Genomic DNA, 18,189 nt, shown 5'->3' with positions numbered 1-18,189 from the left:
GCCGGCCGGACGCGGGCCGCCGGGCGCGGGAGTCCCGGCCCTCACCGAGAGCAGCGTACGGGCGGCCGACCGCGCCCGCCTCCCGACGAGACGACCACCCTCCCCCACCCCCGCCACGCACCGGGGACTCACAACGGCCGCACACCACTGGGCACCGTCACCGCTGACAGCGGCCGAACCCGACCATGAACGGAACAGTCCCCACCGGGCACGGGGCGGCCGGACGCCGGGCACGGGGCAGCCAGCAACCGGACGACTCACAACAGCCGCACGCCCATAGGCGCCGTGTCCGCTGCCGGGTCCGGCCGGGTGTCGGCGCTGGGCGACAGGGCCGCGCGCGGGAACACGTCCTTGGTCGCCAGCCGACCGTCGACGAAGCAGAGCCGGTAGAACAGGCGGTCGTCGGTCTGCTCCTCCGTCCAGTAGGAGACGCAGTCGGCGCCCCGGGGCGGCGCCGGGGCCAGGTCGGAGTGGTCCTCGAAGGTCTGCAGGAACGGGAGCCGGGGCGTGACCGCGTCGCGGTCGTCGCCGATCCGCAGGTCCGCGTAGACCGCGCCGTCGAGGTCGTTGCCGGTCGACAGGGCGCCCTCCACCGCCAGCAGGACGAGGCCGATCGCGGCGACGGCACCCAGCGGCACGGCGAACACCGAGGTCAGACGGCGGCGTGTCAGCCGGGCGCGCTCCCGGTGCTGGCGGGCCGACGCCGACGCGGCGTGCGCGCCGGATGCGTCGACGGGGCCGCCGCCGACCGCCGCCGCGTCGTCGGCGCCCGGCGGAGCGTCGTGCGGCAGCACGGCGGTGACCGTGAACCCGCCCTGACCACCGTGGCCGCCGTTCCCGGCGGGTCCGGCCCGGAGCGTGCCGCCGAGCAGCCGCACCCGCTCGTGCAGCCCGACCAGGCCGTACCCGCCGGGAGCGGGTCGGTCCGGCGCGGCGCGTCCGCCGCCGGGGGCCGGTCGGCCGGGCCCGGCGTCGGACGGCACCGCGCCGGACGGGGCGCGAGCGGGCTCGGCGGTCGGCGCCGCGTCCACACTGCCGCGGCCCGGCCCTCGGCCCCCCACCCGCCCGGCGGCGACCGGGACCCGTGCGGTGGCCCCGCGCCGCGCCGCCGGGGCGGTGTCCCCACCGGGCGGCGGCCCGTTGTCGACGACGACCTCGGTACGGTCCGGCAGGTGCCGGACGCGCACGGCCACGTCGGCACCGGGGGCGTGCTTGGCGGCGTTCGTCAACGCCTCCTGGACCACCCGCGCCGCCGCCCGCAGCACCATCGGCGGGACGTTCGCAGCGGGGTCGGCAGTGGAGTCATGAGTGGGGTCATCAGTGGAGCCGGAGCCGGGATCATCAGTGGAGTCGGCGACGGGGTCGGCGGCGCCGCCCGGCGACGCCGTATCCACGCGGACGCCGTCGCGAGCGCCGGTGGGAAGCGGGTCCCCGCCCGCGCCCCCGGCGACGGGGCGGGCAGCGGAGCGGACGGTGCCAATCCTGGAACCGGTGCCAGCACCGGAGCCGGTATCGGCGGTGATGTCGACCGTGACGGGCACGCCCGCCGCCGCGGCCCGTTCGACCAGTTCGCTCACGCCGACACGGGTCGGGTCCTCCGGCGCCGCGCCGCCGTCGGGGCGCAGCACGCCGATGACGTCGCGGAGGCGTTCGGCGGCGGCCGCCACGTCGGCGCGCAGCTCGGCCGCCGCCGACCGGTGGGCGGGGTCGAGGCCGGGGGCGACCTCCAGCGCGGCGGCGCGCAGTGCGATCAGGCTGAGGTCGTGGCCGAGGGAGTCGTGCATGTCCTGGGCGATGCGGCCGCGTTCGCGCAGCCGGGCGCGGTCTTCGCTGATGCGCTGCTGGGCCTCCAGCAGCCCGGCGCGCTCCCACCCGGCGCGCGCCAGGTCGACCGCCTGTCGGCGGTAGCGGCCGACCAGCCACGGGAGCAGTACGACGACCGCCATGGCGACCAGCAGCGTGAGCCAGTCGAGTACACCCGCGACCGCGCCGAACGCGCCGCGCCGCGCGGTCTCGGCGGCGACGCGCGCGACGAGCCCGGCGAGGGCGGCCACCGCCAGCAGGCGGATGAAGCCGTCCGTGTCGGGGAGCCGCCGCCCGGCGAGCAGGGCGAGCACGGCCGTCGCGACGGCCGGGGTGACGAAGGCGGGAGCGAGCACGTCGGCCGGGTGGACCAGCGGTTCGGCCAGGAGCGCGGTCAGCGGCACCGCCAGCGCGGCGAGCGGGTGCCGCCGGGCGAGCACGGCCGTGGCCGTGACGAGCGGGACGCCGACGGCCACCACGAACGGGGCGCGGCCGCCTGCGGGGCCGCCGAAGGCGTCGAGCAGCAGCGGCAGTAGGAGGACCGCGGTGAGGACGGCGTCCTCACCGCGGACATCGCCCGACCGGAGCCGTGACCGAAAGAGGGGTGGAATCATCGTCGACCGCCATATGCGCCGCTGACCGTGCCGTTCCTAGGTTCACCTTAGGACGAACGGGAGGAAGGCACGCGATGCGGATGTTCGGTGGCAGCAGACGCCCCACCTCGGCGGAGGGGGACCACGACCGGCGTCGAAGGGGCGGCCGAGGCCGGGACGGCACACGCCCCGACCGCAGCGGCGGCATACCCGCCGATCACAGGGACGGCATACCCACCGATCGGGCGGACGGGGAGCCCGCGGCCGCCCCGACACCGACCCCCGACGACCGGCCGGGCACTCCCCCGTCCCGGCTGCGGCGGGCGGCGGACATCACCACACCGGGGGAACACGGCCGGCCCTCCGCCGGCGAGCGGGAGACCGCAGCGGCCCCGACAACGGACCCGGCCGCCGGCGGCCCACCGACCGGTCCGGCCGCGCGGGCACCGGCGCCCGATCCGGCCGCCGCATCGGCCGCGACGCGGGTGCCCACTGCCCCGGACCCGCACACGCCAGCGGCACCGGCCCCCGCCGCACCCGGGCGGGTGGCAGTGGCGCGTCGAGCGATGGCGTCCGGCGGAGAGGGTGACGGGCGCGGGGGCGCGGCCAAGGGCGGTGGGCTCGCGGGGGCGGTGGCGGCGGAATGGCTCAAGGCCGCGACGGTCCGGTCGACGTGGTGGCTGCCCGCCGTGGCCGCCGTGCTGATGGTGGCGGCCGGCGGACTCATGGCGGGTTCGGCGGCGGCCAGCGCGGCCAACGGATTCGACACGGCCATGCCCGCCCCCGCCGCCGCAGCGGGGGCGCTGCCCATCGCGCAGCTCCCGCTCATCGCGTTCGCGGCGCTGATCATCACCGGCGAGTACGGCAGCGGGGCCATCCGCTCCACGCTCGGCGCGGTCCCCCTGCGCGGGCGGATGCTGGCCGCGAAGGTGGCCGTCGTGGTCCCGATGCTGTTCGGATGGGGCCTGGTGCTGGCGGCCGTCGGCACGGCGACGGCCGCCGCGCTGCTCGGCGACGCGGGCGACTTCACCTGGGCCCAGGCGCGCGACACCGCCGTCGGGACGGCCGCGTACCTGGCGCTGTCCGGGGCACTGGTGGTCGCCGCCGGGACCATGCTGCGCAGCACGGCCGGCACCCTCGTCGCCATGGTGCTGCTGCTGGTGGCGGTGCCGCTGCTCGGCGCCGAGTTCGGTGCCCCGTGGCTGGTGGCGGCGCTCGACCTGCTGCCGACGGCGGCGGGCATGCACCTGATCACGGGCGCCGAGGAGCCCTACGGCGCAGCGGGGGCGCTGACCATTCTCGCGGCCTGGCCGACCGCCGCCCTCGCGGCGGCCTACGCCCTGCTGTGGTGGCGCGACGCCTGAGGCCGGCCGAGGCGATGGGCGGTCGCGCGCGCATAGCGGCTGACCGAGCCGATCAGCGGACGCGGCACAACGGCCGACCGAGCCGAAGGGCGGTCGCAGCACACCGGCCGACCGCGTGCGGCCGCCCGCCCCTGAGCCTCGGCTGCGGGACGGGACGCCGGACCCCCGCACACCCTGGCACGGGCACCCACGCCCCGCCCCCGGCAGCGGGACCGAGGCCACCGGCCCCCTTGTCCGCGCCCTCCCCCACCGATATCCTGCAAGGCTTTCCCCGCACCGGGAAGGCGTCCCGCGCCGCTGTCGGCGCGGGGGGACGGGCTGCCCCTCGGCAGGACACCGGCCGAGGGGCGGGCCCGTCTCGGCGGGCACCGTTCCCGCTGATCACCGTCGTGACGATGAAGGAGGTGTGGCGCATGAAGCGGTTACCCCCGCCGCCCGCCCGGAGGTACCGGGAGTCCGGGCGGCGGTTCCGAAAGGAACGAGATGTCCCGTACGGACAACACGAAACCGCTCTGGGTGCGCCACGCGGAACACGACCCCCGTCCCATCCATGACCACCGCTACGGCGACTGCGACCTGCCGCCGCGCCCCGAGCGCGACGCACCCGACACCCGCTGCCGCTGGGAGCCGCCGGGCGCGCACATCTTCTTCGGCACGTGCTGCGCGGGGTGCCAGATCCGCTCCCACCGCGCGGAGTGGCAAGAGATCGTCCGGGCCGCCAACCGCCGGGACCGCTACGCGGCCCGCCGCGAGACCCGCCGCCTGCGCGACATCCCCGGCGACGACACCTGACCCACGCCACCCCTTCCGCCCCCACCCCTCGCCCGCTCGGGGGGCGGGGCCGTCGGGCTACTCCTCGATGAAGAAGCAGAACGGGTGGCCGTCGGGGTCGAGGTAGACGCGGACGCCCGCTTGGGGCTGGAACTCCGCGAGCACGGCGCCGAGCGACTCGGCGTGGGCGCCGGCCTCCTCCAGGTCGTCCACCCGGAAGTCGAGGTGGGCCATCATCTGCTGGGTCCCCGGCTCGGCCGGCCACGCGGGGCGGGTGTAGAGCGGCTCCGTCTGGAACGACAGGCCGGTCCCGCCGCCGGGCGGTTCGAGCTTGACCCAGTCCGCCTCGTCCTGCGTGACCTCCCAGCCGAGGAGCCGACGGTAGAAGTCGGCCAGCCGCTGCGGGTCGGGGCAGTCGAGAACGGGGGCGGCCAGGGTGGGGCGCGGCGGGTTCGGCATGGCGGCTCCTCAGAGGCGGCGGCGTTCGCGGCCCGCGCGGCACCGGGCCGCGTGGTCCTTCCGGAAGCACTTCCCCGGCGCCGACCGCGTATGCCCCGCCGATCGGCCGCTCGGTCGACCCGTCAGCCGGTTGACGGTCGACCATCGAGCGGCCGGTGGCCGGTGGCCCGTCCGGAGGTCCGTGCTCAGCCGTCGGGCGGCGGTCGGCCACCGGGCGTACGGCGACGGAGGCCGCCGTCCGGGCGGTCGCCCGACCGCCCGCTCGGCGGTCGGTGCTCCGTGCACAGCCGTCAGCCGATCGGCCGGAGTGGTCAGCCGGCCGGGGCGGTCGATCGGCTACCAGCGCGCGGTGGTCAGCCCCGCTCGGCGGTCGGTGCGCCGCCCGCTCGGCGGCCGGTCAGGAATCGCCCTCGATGAGGTGCTTGAGGCGGGTCAGCGAGCGCTCGATGCTGCGGGCGTTGCGCGGCGGGATTCCGAGGAGGATGTACGCCCCGGCCCCCGGCCCCGCGTAGTCGAAGGTCTCGGTCACCCGGGTGCTGCCGTCGGCCAGGGGCTCCAGCTCCCACCGCCACCGGTGCGGGCCCATGTGGCGCCAGGCGATGAGCCGGTTCTCCACGTACTCCACGACCCGGTTGCCCATCGTGTAGGCGACGCCCATCTTCATGTCCATGCCGAAGCGGGCGCCGGGCCCGAGCCGCGCCGGGCCGGTCACGGCGGCGCGGACGGTGCCGGAGCCGTCGAACTCCGGGTGGCGGCGCGGGTCGGCGAGGATGTCGAAGATCTTCTCGGCGGGGGCGTCGATGACGACGCTGCGGGAAATCCGTCGTTCAGCCATGGCGGCATCCTCTCAGCCCGCACCGCCGACAGCGGACCTCCCCCCGGTCCCGGGCGGGGGCGCGCTCCGTTCGCGGTCAGCCGCGCGGGGTGTGGCGCTCGGCGGCGGCGAGGGTGCCGTCGGGGCCGACGTGCAGCACCCAGAACCCGCCCTTGCGCAGGGCGAGTTGCTGCGGCGCCGGCGCCCCCAAGCGGTCGAGGGCGTCGCGGACGAGGTCGCCGACGAGTTCCCCGTGCGTGCAGACGAGGGTGGGCCGCCCGGCGAGGACGCCGCCGAGGAGGTCGGCGAACGCTGCCCGCGCGGCCGCCCGGTCGATGCCGCCCGCACCCCCGTTGCCGGCGGTGAGCGCCGGGCGGGTGCGGACCTCGGCGCCGCAGGCGGTGGAGAACGGCAGCAGGGTGTCGACGCAGCGGGCGGCGGCGGAGCTGACGAGGCGCGGCGTCCCGTAGGCGGCGAGGACGCGGGCGAGTTCGGCGGCGTCGGCGCGCCCGGCGGCGTCGAGCGGGCGGAGCAGGTCGTCGCCGTCCCAGGTGCGCTTGTCCCCCGCCGAGGCGTGCCGGAGCACGATGAGGGGGGTCGTGCGGGCCGGACCTCGGGCGAAGTCGTCGAGGACGCGCACGTCGTGGGCGTAGGTGAGGCGGGCGCGGGCCTGCGGCAGGGGCAGCCACGCCATGCGGTCGACCTCGTGTCCGGCGACGAACGGGGTGGACGCGGCGGGGGTCCCCACCCACCAGTCGACGCGCTTGGGCCACCCGTTCTTGAGGTAGTGCTGCGGGGGCAGGCGGCGGCCGAGGACGGGCGCCGTCCCGGTCTCCTCGCCGACCTCGCGGACGGCGGCCGACAGCAGGTGCTCGCCGTTCTTCAGCTTGCCCTTGGGCAGGGACCAGTCGTCGCCGATGGGCCGGTGGATGACGGCGATCTCGCGGTGGTGGACGGCGGGGTCGTCCGGGTCGGCGCCGGGGGCGGGCCGCCAGAGCACCGCCCCGGCGGACCGGATGGGGTCGAGGTGGCCGCCGGGCGCGGTGGGGCCGGACGGGGGCGCGTGCCCGCCACCGCCAGGGGCGCCGGGGGGCGTTCCGGCGGCGGGACGGTCCGGGCCGCGGTCACCGCCGGGCACGGCCGGGCGCCCACCGCCGAAGGCGTCGGGGCCGCCCCCGGCGCCGGAGGCGGTCGCGTCTCCGGCGGGGGGCGGTTCCGGGCTGGGGCGGTCAGGCATCGACGACCCGCAGGTGCCGGTCGCCGCGCAGGACGGACTGGAGGTCGCGGAGGGGGTGGCCGTCGGCGTCGTGGGTGGCGCGGGTCCAGCCGCCGTCGGCGTCCATGCGCCAGGAGGTGGTGGTGTCGGACATGGCGAGGTCCATGAGGCCGACGAGGCGGGCCACGTGGTCGGGGTCGGCGACCCGGATCAGGGCCTCGACGCGGCGGTCGAGGTTGCGGGGCATGAGGTCGGCGCTGCCGATCCACACCTGGGGGTCGCCGCCGTTGTCGAAGACGAAGATCCGCGAGTGTTCCAGGAACCGGCCGAGGATGCTGCGCACGCGCACCGTCTCGGACAGGCCGGGCACACCGGGGCGGAGCACGCAGCTGCCGCGGACCCACAGGTCGACGGGGACGCCGGCGCGGGACGCCTCGTACAGGGCGTCGATGATCTCCTCGTCCACCAGGGAGTTGACCTTGATGCGGATGCGCGCGGAGCCGCCGTCGGCGTGCCGGTCGATCTCGGCGCGGATGCGGCGCAGCAGTTCGCCGCGCAGGGCGGTGGGGGCGACGAGGAGGCGCCGGTAGTCGCGTTTGCGGGTGAACCCGGTGAGGTGGTTGAACAGGTCGCTGAGGTCGGCACCGACAGCGGGGTCGGCGCTGAACAGGCCGAGGTCCTCGTAGGCGCGGGCGGTGCGCGGGTTGTAGTTGCCGGTGCCGACGTGGCCGTAGCGGCGCAGCGACCCGTCGTCCTCGCGGCGCACGACGAGGGCGAGCTTGCAGTGGGTCTTGAGGCCGACGACGCCGTAGACGACGTGGCAGCCGGCCTGCTCCAGCTTGCGGGCCCACTGGATGTTGTTGTGCTCGTCGAAGCGGGCCTTGATCTCGACCAGGGCGACGACCTCCTTGCCGGAACGGGCGGCCTCGATGAGGGATTCCACGATCGGGGAGTCGCCGCTGGTGCGGTAGAGGGTCTGCTTGATGGCGACGACGCGCGGGTCGGCGGCGGCGTGCGCGAGGAAGCGCTCGGTGGTGGAGGCGAACGACTCGTAGGGGTGGTGGACGAGGACCTCGCACTCGCGGAAGACGGCGAACAGGTCGTCGCCGGTGAGTGCGCGGGGTTCTGCGGGGACCATGGGCGGATACCGGAGTTCGGGCCGGTCGAGGTCGGCGAGCTGGTCGAGTCCGGCGAGGTTGAGGGGCCCGGGGACCCGGTAGACCTCCTCGGTCTCGGCGCCCAGTTCGTGGCGGAGGATGTCGAGGACCTCCTCGCTGATGGAGTCCTCGACCTCCAGCCGGACGAGGGGGCCGAACCGGCGGCGGAGCAGCTCGTTCTCCAGGGACTGGACCAGGTCGTCGGTCTCGTCCTCGTCGACTTCGAGGTCGGCGTTGCGGGTGACGCGGAAGGCGTGGTGCTCCTCGACCTCGACGCCCTCGAAGAGGTCGGGCAGGTGGGCGGCGATGACGTCCTCGACGGGGACGAACCGGCCGCCGGGCAGGTCGATGAAGCGGGGCAGCACCGAGGGGACCTTGACGCGGGCGAACATGCGCCGCCCGGTCTCGGGGTCGCGGACGGTGACGGCCAGGTTGAGGGACCGGCCGGAGACGTAGGGGAAGGGGTGGGCGGGGTCGACGGCGAACGGGGTGAGCACGGGGTAGACCGACCGCTCGAAGAAGCGGTGCATGCGGTGGCGCTCGGTCTCGTCGAGCCCGGACCAGCGGACGATGCGGATTCCGGCGCGGTGCAGAGCCGGGGCGACGGACTCCTCGAAGCAGCGGGCGTGGCGGCGCATGAGGTCGTGGGTGACCTCGGAGACGCGTTCGAGCAGGGCGCGCGGCTGGTGGCCGCTGGAGGAGGCGACGGCCAGCCCGGTGGCGAGGCGGCGCTTGAGCCCGGCGACGCGGACCATGAAGAACTCGTCCAGGTTGCTGGAGAAGATCGCGAGGAACCGGACGCGTTCGAGGAGGGGGAGGGAGGTGTCCTCGGCGAGTTCGAGGACGCGCTGGTTGAAGCGGAGCCAGCCTTCCTCGCGGTCGAGGAAGCGGTCGGCGGGGAGGTCCCCGCCCGGGGTGGTGTGTACCGGTTCGACGCTCACGGCCCGAAACCTCCCCCATTTCGGTTAATAGCCGGAGACGCGATCTTGGCCGCGCCGTTACGGTCGCGGGTTATCCCTACCCGGATTCGGCCGGAAGAGGCGCTTCGACCTCGGTCGGCGCCCGCGCGCCCCGCCGGGCGGCGACCGGGCGCCGCGCGCTCCACCAGGTGCCGCGCACCCCGCTGCCCGGCGCCCAGCTGCCCGGTCGGCGGGCGCGCGCCCGCCGCGGCCTCAGCTCCCGCCGCCCCCGCCGTCGCCGCCGCCCCCGTCGCCGCCCGAGGAGATGGCGTTGACGGTGGCCGCCTCGATCGACTGGATGACGGTCCGCACCGCGCGCCCGATGTCGTCGCGGGCCACCGCCTCCTTCACCATCCGGCGCCGGTCGCGCGCCCCGAGGTCGGGGAACAGGGCCTTGTCGACCCGCATGGCGGCGGCGATGGCGAGCAGCGCCACGAACCGGGGGTCGACGTTGTGCCCGCCGGCCAGGGCGCCGCGCAGCCGGTCGACCAGCTCCGGCCGCGCCGCGGGCCGGGCCGGGCGGTAGTCGTTGGAGGGGAACACGCCGAGGACGCGGCCCTTCTGATGCACGAGGACGCCCCGCTCCACGGCGCGGTCGAGCATCGCGCGGCGGAGTTTCTCGGTCGCCGTCTTCTGCACCCACCACTTGACCTTGCGGGGGCGCCGCTCGGCGGAGATCCGCCGGGCGAGGCCGTCCAGGTCGGGGTCGCGGACCGGGGCGGGGGCGTCGGCGGGGTGCAGCACGTCCTTGTCGATGCGGACCCGCCCGGCGAGGGCGAGGTCGGCCACGAGCGCGCCCGCCAGGCCGCACTTGACGCGGGTGCCGTCGGCGGCCGGGCGGCCGGTCTCGGGGTCGTAGGTGAGGAGCAGCAGATCCTCGGCGAGGATGGCGGCGGTCATGGAGGTCCCCCTGGGGTGTGCGTGCGGGAGCCGCGGTCGTGTGCCGACCAGCTTCCCGCGCGAAACCCCCGAAATCCACATCGGGGCCGTTCCGGTCACCCGCCGGTGATGGGCGCGGTGAGCACGAACACGGTCGTGGCGGTGTGCAGGAGCAGGTTGAGCCACATGTTGCGGTAGCGCGACCACAGGTACCCGTACATGAGCCCGGCCGTTCCCTGCACGCAGACGGCGGTGGCGACGGCGGTGGCGGCGCCGTTCGGGGCGGTGCCGCCGATGAGGCCGGCCGCGGCGTACACGCCCGACGCCAGGACGATGCCGGGCCAGCGGCCGACCACGTACTCCAGGCGGGTCTGGAGCATGCCGCGGAAGAAGACCTCCTCCAGCACCGGGGACCAGAGCAGGGTCACGATCAGGACGCCCGCCACGGTGAAGCGGTCGGGCAGGATCTCCCCCGCTGCGGGCGTGCGCGCCGCCCACGGCGTCAGGACGACGAGGACGTACCCGGCGACCGCGACCAGCCCCCACCACCGCCACGGCTCGACCACCTTCAGCGAGAGCCGGGTGACGTCGGGCCCGCTGGCGTAGCGCATGACGCCCACCGCTCCGACGAGGACGACCGGGACGAGGAAGAGGAAGAACGCCTTGGAGATGAAGTACGACAGCGGGGTCAGGGTGGGGTCGACCAGGCTGAGCACCGCCGACAGCAGCAGGTCGAGCACGTAGAACAGCACCACGCAGCCGAGCAGGACGGCGACGTCGCGGCGCGGGGAGCGGCCGGACATCTTCCGGTTCAGCCGTTCGGCGATGTGGCCGGTCTCGGGGATGGTCCACGGCAGCAGCCGGACCAGCAGCAGCGTGACCAGGATGGGCGGCCACAGCCGCCACAGCTCGCCGGGCCGGTGGTCGGTCGACGCCGGGACGGTGGTGTGCCCGGTGGCGTACAGCAGGGCGGCGGAGGCGGCGAGCAGGACGGCGCCGCCTGCCGGGATCGCGCGCCGGACGGTCAGGCTGGGCATGGGCGGGTCCCCGTTCGTCGGTGGCCGCGGCCGGGGCGCGGGCGGCGCCCGCGTCGCACCGCCATCACCCGATGAGCCGCAGCGTGGGGGCCACGGCGAGGGTGAGGGTCCCGCCGCGGAGCAGGACGTTGAGCCAGATGTTGCGGTAGCAGGACCAGGTGTAGCCGTAGAGCACGCCGAGGACGCCGTACGTGGCGAACGAGGTGATCAGCGGGTGGTCCACGTGGCGGATGCCCCGTGGCGCCACCTCGACGTAGTCCTTCATCACCGCGTAGGTGAAGGCGAACACGGCGGCGCCGACCGCGATGCCGCCCCACCGGCCGAGCAGCAGTTCCAGCCGCGTCTGGAGCATGCCGCGGAAGAAGATCTCCTCGGGGATCGCGATGGCGGTGAACGCCACCACGGCGACGAGCAGCAGCAGCCGCGGATCGGGCACGTCCAACGGGTGCATGGTCCGCGCGCCCAGGACCAGCGCCACCCCGATGGGGACCAGGCCGATCCACCGCCACCGCTCGCCGACGCCCATGGCGAGAGCGGGCATGGCGGTGCCGTGCCCGTCGAGGGTGAACCCGGCCCGGTCGACGAAGAAGACGGCCATGACGAAGAGGAAGAGCACGCGGACCGCCGGCACCGCCATGACGAACGGGATGTCGGTGCTGACGGCGCGGAACAGCAGGGACAGGGCGACGGTGCCGCCGATGAAGCAGAGCAGGAAGACCACGAGCCAGACCAGTTCGCGGACGATGGGGTGGCCCTTCATCGCGTCGCGGGTCCGCACGTCGATGGCGTTCCGGCGGTCGGGCGGGGTGACGGCCCACATGACGATCAGGCCGGCGGCGACGGGCAGCCACACCGTCTCGGGGGCGGTGGTGCCCTCCCAGAGCGGGGCGATGGCAGGCAGGGTCGCCAGCAGGGCCAGCACGACCAGCGCCACCCCGGCCACGCTCACGCGCGGTAGCCATCCGTACGACCCGTACGACTTCGTCACCGGATTCCCCCCAGTTCAGGACTTAGTCTGCCCCGAGAGAAACCAAAAGTGACGTAATGACCTCGGTATGTCGTTACTCTCCGCAACGGGTGTCCGGTGGAGCGGGGGGACGGGACCGGCGCGGACCGACCGTCAGGGGGGCGAGTGCGGTCGGGGGCCGGCCGTCGGCAGGGAGAGCGCGGACCGACCGTCGGGGGGCCGGGGGCCGGCCTGGGGTCCCGGTCAGCCGTCGGCGGGGGGTGCGGCCTCCAGGGCGGCGAGGGCCATCAGCGCGCCGAGGTTCCAGCACGCCTCGCGGTCGTCGCGGCCGGGGGCGCCGGCGACGGACACCGGCGGGTGGTGGCGGCGCCAGGACAGCCCGGTGGTGACGGTCTCGACGGCGCGGACCGCGCCGGAGGTGTCGTCGTTGCCGTGCACGTAGAGCCCGTAGCGCAGGCCGGGCGTCTCGGCCAGGCAGGGGTAGTACACGGTGTCGAAGAAGTGCTTGAGCGCGCCGGACATGTACCCGATGTTGGCGGGCGTGCCGAGGACGACGGCGTCGGCGGCGAGCACGTCGGGCACCGTGGCGCCGAGCGCCGCGCGGGTGGCGACGTCGACCCCCTCGATGTCGTCGTTCCGCGCCCCCTCCAGGACGGCCTCCAGAAGCTCCTGCGTTGCGGGCGACGCGGTGTGGTGCACGATCAGCAGTCGGGCCATGCCCCCACTGTCGCACGCCGAACGCCGACACGGTGGTGATGGTCGTCCAGCGCACCTACACGACCGCGACCGGGCCGATCGAGACGGCGGACATCGTCGTCCCGGTCTACCGCTACGAGCTGGCGTACGAGTTTCCGGTCAGCGGACCACGCGGTAGCGCTGGTAGGTGATGTGGGAGGGGAGGACGCGGTTCTCGACCAGGGTGAGGTCGACCCGGCGGTCGTTCCGGGGGAAGAACGGGATGCCGCCGCCGACCAGGACCGGGGCGACCCGGGTCCGGTACTCGTCGATCAGGTCGAGTGCGGCCGCCTGGGCGGCCAGGGTCGCGCCGCCGACCGCGATGTCGCCCTCCCCCGACTCGGCCCGCAACCGCTCCACCTCCTCCGCCAGGCCGCCGGAGGCCAGGCGGGCGTTGCCCTGCACGGACGTCAGCGTGGTGGAGAAGACCACCTTCGGGAGCGCCCGCCAGAGGGCGGCGAACTCGCGCGTCGAGTGGTCGTGCGACGGGTGCTGCTCGGCGGTCTCCCAGTACAGCATGGTCTCGTACAGCCGCCGTCCCAGCAGGTAGGCGCCGGTCCCGCGGATCTCCTCGGTGGCGAGGTCGAAGACCTCCGCGTCGTCGGGCGACGTCCAGTCGAAGGAGCCGTCCGGCCCGACGATGTAGCCGTCCAGCGACATGATCATCGAATAGGTCACGCTGCGCATCGGAAGTCCTCCTCGGTGACGGGTTCGACGGTACGACCGCCGGACCCCGCAGCCCCGCAACGGCACGCGCGGTCCCGGACCGCATCCCCCACACCCCACCATCCGGGTGAGACAGCCGAAGAGCGGCGCCCCGCGACGCGGCACCATCCGGGCGAGACGACCGGAGAACGGCGCCCCCACGACGCGGCACCACCCGGAGAGACCCGCTCTTCCTCTGCCGGGGCCGTGACCGGGTGGCCCCGGCACGCGGCGCGGCCCGCTCCCTTGTGGGGGGCGGGCCGCGGGGCGAAAGGGGGTCAGCCGGTTTCGAGGACGGCCTTGAGGAAGGTGCGGGTGCGCTCCTCGCGGGGGTCGCCGAAGATCTGCTCCGGGGTGCCCTCCTCGGCGATGCGGCCGGCGTCGAACATCAGCACGCGGTGCGACACGTCGCGGGCGAAGCCCATCTCGTGGGTCACGCACAGCATGGTGATGTCGGTCGTCTGGGCCACGTCGCGCAGCACGTCGAGCACGCCGGCGACCAGCTCGGGGTCGAGGGCCGAGGTGACCTCGTCCAGCAGCAGGATCTCCGGGCGCATGGCGAGCGCCCGCGCGATCGCGACCCGCTGCTGCTGCCCGCCGGACAGCTGCGTCGGGTGGGCGTCGATCTTGGCCTTGAGCCCGACCAGCTCGAGGAGGTCCTCGGCGCGCTGGTTGGCCTCCTCCTTGGACACGCCCAGGGTGTGGACGGGGCCCTCGGTGATGTTCTTCCGCACGCTCATGTTGGGGAAGAGGTTGAACTGCTGGAAGACCATGCCGATCTTCTTGCGCACGCGGCGCAGGTGGGCCTCGTTGGCCGGGACCAGCTTCCCGTTGCGCTCCATGTGGCTGAGGGAGTCGCCGTTGACCCAGATGACGCCGTCGTTGACGGTCTCCAGGGTCATCAGCAGGCGCAGGATGGTGGTCTTGCCCGACCCGCTGGGGCCGATGAGGGTGACGCGCTCGCCGGCGGCGACCTCGAAGTCGAGTTCGCGCAGGACGACGTTGTCGCCGTACCTCTTGACGACCTTCTCGAACCGGATGAGGGGGCCGCCGGCCGCCTCCGGCCCGGGGGCGCCCGTGGTGTCAGACAGCGGCATAGCGTCGCTCCAGTCGTCGAATCAGGATGGCCGAGGGCACACTGACCAGCACGAAGAGCAGCCCGACCAGCGTGATCGCCTCGAAGTTGCGGAAGTACTGGCCGCCGAGGCCGCTGGCGTGGAACATCATCTCCTGCACGGTGATGGCGTACAGCAGCGGCGTGTCCTTGAACATGGCGATCAGGTAGTTGCCCAGCGCCGGGATGACCTTGCGGATCGCCTGCGGCAGGATGACCGCGCCCCACACGCGCAGCGGGGGCAGGCTGAGCGCGCGGCACGCCTCCCACTGGCCCTTGGCCACGCCCTCGATGCCCGACCGGTAGACCTCGGCGGTGTAGGCGGCGTAGTGCACGCCGAGCACGGTGATGCCGACGGTGAGCGCGGTCATGCCGGACGGCGCGAGGAAGAACACGAACAGCAGCTGCACGAGCAGCGGCGTCGTCCGGATGAACTCCATCACGGCGTGCACGATGGGCCCGATGATCCGCACCCGGCGGACGATGGCGACGGCCAGGCCGAGCGCGAGGGCCACGAGGTAGCCGATCAGCGTCGCCAGGACGGTGATGACCAGCCCGTCGAGCAGGCGCGGGACGACGACGGCGGTGAACTCCCAGTCCCACATCATCGGGCACCCCCCGTCGCCGTGGCGCCGACGGTCGGCGGGCGCAGCAGCGCGAGCAGGCCTCCGCCGGCGGGCGGGGTCCGGCCCAGCCGCCGGTTGGCCCGGCGCTCCAGCAGCCGCACGCCGACGATGAGGACCTGCGCGATCACGAAGTACATGACCAGGGCGCTGCCGAAGGCGAGGATCGTCTGCCCGCTGGCCTGCCCCTGGAGGCGGGCGACCTGGGTGAGGTCGGTGACGCCGATGAGCGAGACGATGGCGCTGGCCTTCATCAGCTCGATGACGAGGTTGCCGAAGGTGGGCAGCATCTGCGCCCACGCCTGCGGCAGGATGACCAGCCGCATGCGGCGGGCCCAGGTCATGTTGAGGGCGATGGTGGCCTCGGTCTGCGCCTTGGGCACGGCGTTGATGGACGCGCGCACCACCTCGGCGCCGTAGGCGCCGACGTTGAGGCCCAGGGCGAGGACGGCCGCGAAGGTCACGTCCAGCTCATAGGGCGTGATCTGCGGGATGGAGAACGCCATCCAGAACATGAGGACCAGGGCGGCGATGCCGCGGAAGGTCTCGGTGTAGAACGACGCGACGCCGCGGGCGACGGGGTTGCGCAGCGTGCCCAGGACGCCGATGACCATCGCGAGCACGAACGCGAGCGCCGTGCCCAGGACGGTGATGGTGAAGGTGGTTCCGGCCCCTTCGAGGTACAGCGGGAACCGGTCGATGAAGAAATCCACGGGGATAGACCCCACCCCTGTCCTATTCCGCCGGTTCCGCGCAGAGCTGCTCGGTGGTCAGGTCGCCGGGGTGGGCCGCCTCGTCGAAGCCGAAGGGCTCGCCGATCTCGGTCAGCCGCCCGTTCTCCTTGAAATCGGCGAGGACCTGGTTGAAGGCCTCCAGCAGCTCGGTGTCGCCCTTGCGGAACGCGAACCCGCCCGCGGGGATGACCTCCTCGCCGTCCACGACCGGGGTGAAGCCCTCGGTGACCTCGTACTCGTCGCCGGTGCCGCGCTGCTCCAGCTGGTAGTTGAGCGAGAACGTGCTGAGCGCGGCCGCGTCGACGCGGCCGTTCTCCAGCAGGTCGATGGCGGCCGCTGCGTCGCCGACGACCTCCATCTGCTCGGCGGGCACGCCGGCGCCCTCGGCGTAGCCCTGCTCGACGGAGGCGTTGAGCACGGCGATGGTGATATCGGCGTCCTCGGCGACGGTGTCGAAGGTCTCCAGGCCCTTGGGGTTGCCCTTGGGCACCATGAACGCCTGCTGGACCTTGTAGTCGGGCTCGGAGAACGCGACCTCGGCGCACCGCTCGGGGGTGATGTACATGCCGGCGGCGACGACGTCGAAGCGGCGGGCCTTGAGGCCCTCGATCAGCCCGTCCCAGGCGACGGCCTCGGCCTGGATCTCCTCGACGCCGAGTTCCTTGAAGACGGCGCGGAGCAGTTCGGGGGCCTCGCCGGTGGCCTCGCCGTTGTCGTCCATGTAGCCGAACGGGGGCTCGTTGTTGATCGCGGCGCGGATGAACCCCTGCTCACGCAGGGAGTCGAGGGTGGTGGCCTCGTCGGTGCGCGAACACGACGCCAGGGTCGGACCCAGTGCGACCGCGGCCAATCCGACACCGCCCACGCGGAATAGACCGCGCCGGTCCATTCGTCCGAGAATGCTGCTGTCGACCATTGTTCTCTCCTTATCGGGGGGCTAAGGGAAAAAGGCGGCGCCCCCTCCCGCGCCGGGAGGGGGCGCCGTACGACGAGACCGGACCAGTGCGGCCGTCGGGACACCCGTGGTCAAGGGGCAGGTCACCGGCACACCACCGTGGTCGCTCGGTCGTCACCCGGCGCCCGGACAGTAGGTGCCCCATGATCGTCCGCGTCTAACTCCAGCGGAATAGCACGTTACGCAGTGGTTATACCTATCGTGGCCTAAACCGGCCCCGTAACGATTTCATTGCGTCATTCGTGGGACGATTAACTGATTCGCACCTATTCGATCGGGGTGAAATCCCGGGCCGCGCGGTACTCGGGCCGGGGACGCGGTGCGGTGAAGGGGTCACCGCACGTGTTCTCCACGCTGTTGAAGACGACGAAGACGTTGGCGCGCGCGTGCGGCGTGATGTTGCCGTTCGACCCGTGCATGGCGTTGCCGTCGAGCACGGTCACCCCGCCCTCGGGCCCGGACAGCACGTCGATCCCGTGCATCTCGGTGAGGATCGACAGGCTGCCGTGGTCGGGCAGGCCGTCCTCCCCCAGGCACGAGACGAACGTGCGGTGCGACCCCGGGATGACCATGAGCGCGCCGTTGTGCGCGTGCTCCTCGGTGAGCGCGATGGAGATGCCCACCGCGCGCATCCGGGGCATGCCGTCCTCGGCGTGCCAGGTCTCGAAGTCGGAGTGCCAGAACAGGTCGGTGCCGGAGAACCCCGGCGCGTGGTTGACCCGGCTCTGGTGGACGTAGACGTCGGAGCCGAGGATCTGGCGGGCGCGGCCGACGATGCGCGGATCGCGCACCAGCGCGTCGAACACGGCGCTGACGCGGTGCGCCGCGAACACCGTGCGGACCTCGCCGGTCCCGGGGTCGGTGACGACGCGCTCGTCCCCGCGCAGGTCGGGGTCCGCGCGCAGCCGGTCCAGCTCGGCGCGGTAGGTCGCGAGTTCGTCGGGGGTGAGGAGGGGGTCGCTCTGGAGGTAGCCCTTCTCCTCGAAGCGGGCCAGCTCCGCACCGTCGAGGGGGCCGCCGTCGGCGTCGCCCCACACGGTGGGGTCGCGGCGGAACAGCAGGGCCGGCGACGGGTCCTTGCGGGTCGGGTAGTCGTCCATGGTCGGCTGCTCGAAGTCGGTCGTCAACACACTCATGGGCACACCCCTTGGGGGTCGTCTCCTCTGGTCGTGGTGCTGTGGCGGCTCTCGTCGGCTCGTGGGCAGGGGTCGTCGCGGACGGTGGATCGACGGCGGGGGCGGGGGAGCGAGCGAGCGAGGGGGGAGCGAGCGGGGGATGTCGGGAGGGGCGGGGGGGGGGGGGGG

Annotated in this window: 17 protein-coding genes; 2 read left to right on the top strand and 15 right to left on the bottom strand. The window is 74.1% G+C overall.

Annotated elements, in window-relative coordinates:
• Nucleotides 1-257: 257 nt before the first annotated feature.
• Entirely contained in the window at nt 258-2,417 is a 2,160-nt protein-coding gene (locus NT8_RS30730) for a sensor histidine kinase (RefSeq protein WP_067966085.1), read from the bottom strand.
• A 545-nt stretch (nt 2,418-2,962) separates the two neighbouring features.
• Between NT8_RS30730 and NT8_RS08605 the strand changes: the two genes are divergently transcribed.
• Entirely contained in the window at nt 2,963-3,760 is a 798-nt protein-coding gene (locus NT8_RS08605) for a hypothetical protein (RefSeq protein ID WP_067966083.1), read from the top strand.
• Between the two features lie 483 nt (nt 3,761-4,243).
• Entirely contained in the window at nt 4,244-4,552 is a 309-nt protein-coding gene (locus tag NT8_RS08600; RefSeq protein ID WP_067966081.1) for a hypothetical protein, read from the top strand.
• Nucleotides 4,553-4,609: 57 nt separating this feature from the next.
• Here the strand turns inward: NT8_RS08600 and NT8_RS08595 are convergent, their stop codons facing one another.
• The 14 genes from NT8_RS08595 to thpD all read right to left on the bottom strand — a co-directional run bounded on the left by NT8_RS08595 (nt 4,610) and on the right by thpD (nt 18,021).
• Nucleotides 4,610-4,990 (bottom strand): VOC family protein, encoded by a 381-nt coding sequence (locus NT8_RS08595; protein WP_067966079.1) that lies wholly within the window; start codon nt 4,988-4,990, stop codon nt 4,610-4,612.
• 397 nt (nt 4,991-5,387) lie between these two features.
• Entirely contained in the window at nt 5,388-5,825 is a 438-nt protein-coding gene (locus tag NT8_RS08590; protein WP_067966078.1) for an SRPBCC family protein, read from the bottom strand.
• Nucleotides 5,826-5,901: 76 nt separating this feature from the next.
• Complete coding sequence (locus NT8_RS08585) at nt 5,902-6,804, bottom strand: NUDIX hydrolase (RefSeq protein ID WP_394326569.1); 903 nt, start codon at nt 6,802-6,804, stop codon at nt 5,902-5,904.
• Between the two features lie 229 nt (nt 6,805-7,033).
• Nucleotides 7,034-9,118, bottom strand: coding sequence for an RNA degradosome polyphosphate kinase (locus NT8_RS08580; RefSeq protein WP_067966077.1), 2,085 nt, complete (start codon nt 9,116-9,118; stop codon nt 7,034-7,036).
• A gap of 231 nt (nt 9,119-9,349) precedes the next feature.
• Nucleotides 9,350-10,036, bottom strand: a complete 687-nt coding sequence (locus tag NT8_RS08575) for a GOLPH3/VPS74 family protein (RefSeq protein ID WP_067966075.1) — start codon at nt 10,034-10,036, stop codon at nt 9,350-9,352.
• Between the two features lie 95 nt (nt 10,037-10,131).
• Nucleotides 10,132-11,052 (bottom strand): CPBP family intramembrane glutamic endopeptidase, encoded by a 921-nt coding sequence (locus tag NT8_RS08570; RefSeq protein ID WP_067966073.1) that lies wholly within the window; start codon nt 11,050-11,052, stop codon nt 10,132-10,134.
• Nucleotides 11,053-11,116: 64 nt separating this feature from the next.
• Complete coding sequence (locus tag NT8_RS08565; protein WP_067966071.1) at nt 11,117-12,001, bottom strand: CPBP family intramembrane glutamic endopeptidase; 885 nt, start codon at nt 11,999-12,001, stop codon at nt 11,117-11,119.
• A 261-nt stretch (nt 12,002-12,262) separates the two neighbouring features.
• Nucleotides 12,263-12,736 carry a flavodoxin family protein gene (locus NT8_RS08560; RefSeq protein WP_067966069.1) on the bottom strand — a complete coding sequence of 158 codons (474 nt, stop codon included), beginning with the start codon at nt 12,734-12,736 and terminating at the stop codon, nt 12,263-12,265.
• Nucleotides 12,737-12,874: 138 nt separating this feature from the next.
• Entirely contained in the window at nt 12,875-13,441 is a 567-nt protein-coding gene (locus NT8_RS08555) for a dihydrofolate reductase family protein (protein ID WP_067966067.1), read from the bottom strand.
• 296 nt (nt 13,442-13,737) lie between these two features.
• Nucleotides 13,738-14,556 carry an ectoine/hydroxyectoine ABC transporter ATP-binding protein EhuA gene (gene ehuA / locus NT8_RS08550; RefSeq protein WP_067966065.1) on the bottom strand — a complete coding sequence of 273 codons (819 nt, stop codon included), beginning with the start codon at nt 14,554-14,556 and terminating at the stop codon, nt 13,738-13,740.
• Nucleotides 14,543-15,181, bottom strand: coding sequence for an ectoine/hydroxyectoine ABC transporter permease subunit EhuD (ehuD, locus tag NT8_RS08545; RefSeq protein WP_067966063.1), 639 nt, complete (start codon nt 15,179-15,181; stop codon nt 14,543-14,545). Before ehuD ends, ehuA begins: the two co-directional genes overlap by 14 nt.
• Nucleotides 15,178-15,909, bottom strand: coding sequence for an amino acid ABC transporter permease (locus NT8_RS08540; protein WP_067966061.1), 732 nt, complete (start codon nt 15,907-15,909; stop codon nt 15,178-15,180). Before NT8_RS08540 ends, ehuD begins: the two co-directional genes overlap by 4 nt.
• A gap of 22 nt (nt 15,910-15,931) precedes the next feature.
• Nucleotides 15,932-16,846, bottom strand: a complete 915-nt coding sequence (gene ehuB, locus NT8_RS08535) for an ectoine/hydroxyectoine ABC transporter substrate-binding protein EhuB (RefSeq protein WP_067966059.1) — start codon at nt 16,844-16,846, stop codon at nt 15,932-15,934.
• 305 nt (nt 16,847-17,151) lie between these two features.
• Nucleotides 17,152-18,021: an ectoine hydroxylase gene (gene thpD, locus NT8_RS08530; protein ID WP_067966057.1), complete on the bottom strand. Its 870-nt coding sequence runs from the start codon at nt 18,019-18,021 to the stop codon at nt 17,152-17,154.
• Between the last annotated feature and the right edge of the window lie 168 nt (nt 18,022-18,189).

This window comes from Nocardiopsis trehalosi NBRC 14201, from assembly GCF_001552555.1.
Lineage (GTDB): Bacteria > Actinomycetota > Actinomycetes > Streptosporangiales > Streptosporangiaceae > Nocardiopsis_B > Nocardiopsis_B trehalosi.
This window is presented reverse-complemented; position numbering and strand designations above follow the sequence as displayed.

Excerpts from the sequence above, each read along its gene's own strand:
- NT8_RS08560 (WP_067966069.1), bottom strand. The coding sequence starts at position 12,736 with ATGGCCCGACTGCTGATCGTGCACCACACCGCGTCGCCCGCAACGCAG.
- NT8_RS30730 (WP_067966085.1), bottom strand. The coding sequence starts at position 2,417 with ATGATTCCACCCCTCTTTCGGTCACGGCTCCGGTCGGGCGATGTCCGC.
- ehuD (WP_067966063.1), bottom strand. The coding sequence starts at position 15,181 with ATGATGTGGGACTGGGAGTTCACCGCCGTCGTCGTCCCGCGCCTGCTC.
- NT8_RS08605 (WP_067966083.1), top strand. The coding sequence starts at position 2,963 with ATGGCGTCCGGCGGAGAGGGTGACGGGCGCGGGGGCGCGGCCAAGGGC.
- thpD (WP_067966057.1), bottom strand. The coding sequence starts at position 18,021 with ATGAGTGTGTTGACGACCGACTTCGAGCAGCCGACCATGGACGACTAC.
- NT8_RS08590 (WP_067966078.1), bottom strand. The coding sequence starts at position 5,825 with ATGGCTGAACGACGGATTTCCCGCAGCGTCGTCATCGACGCCCCCGCC.
- ehuB (WP_067966059.1), bottom strand. The coding sequence starts at position 16,846 with ATGGTCGACAGCAGCATTCTCGGACGAATGGACCGGCGCGGTCTATTC.
- NT8_RS08595 (WP_067966079.1), bottom strand. The coding sequence starts at position 4,990 with ATGCCGAACCCGCCGCGCCCCACCCTGGCCGCCCCCGTTCTCGACTGC.
- ehuA (WP_067966065.1), bottom strand. The coding sequence starts at position 14,556 with ATGCCGCTGTCTGACACCACGGGCGCCCCCGGGCCGGAGGCGGCCGGC.
- NT8_RS08575 (WP_067966075.1), bottom strand. The coding sequence starts at position 10,036 with ATGACCGCCGCCATCCTCGCCGAGGATCTGCTGCTCCTCACCTACGAC.
- NT8_RS08600 (WP_067966081.1), top strand. The coding sequence starts at position 4,244 with ATGTCCCGTACGGACAACACGAAACCGCTCTGGGTGCGCCACGCGGAA.
- NT8_RS08570 (WP_067966073.1), bottom strand. The coding sequence starts at position 11,052 with ATGCCCAGCCTGACCGTCCGGCGCGCGATCCCGGCAGGCGGCGCCGTC.
- NT8_RS08555 (WP_067966067.1), bottom strand. The coding sequence starts at position 13,441 with ATGCGCAGCGTGACCTATTCGATGATCATGTCGCTGGACGGCTACATC.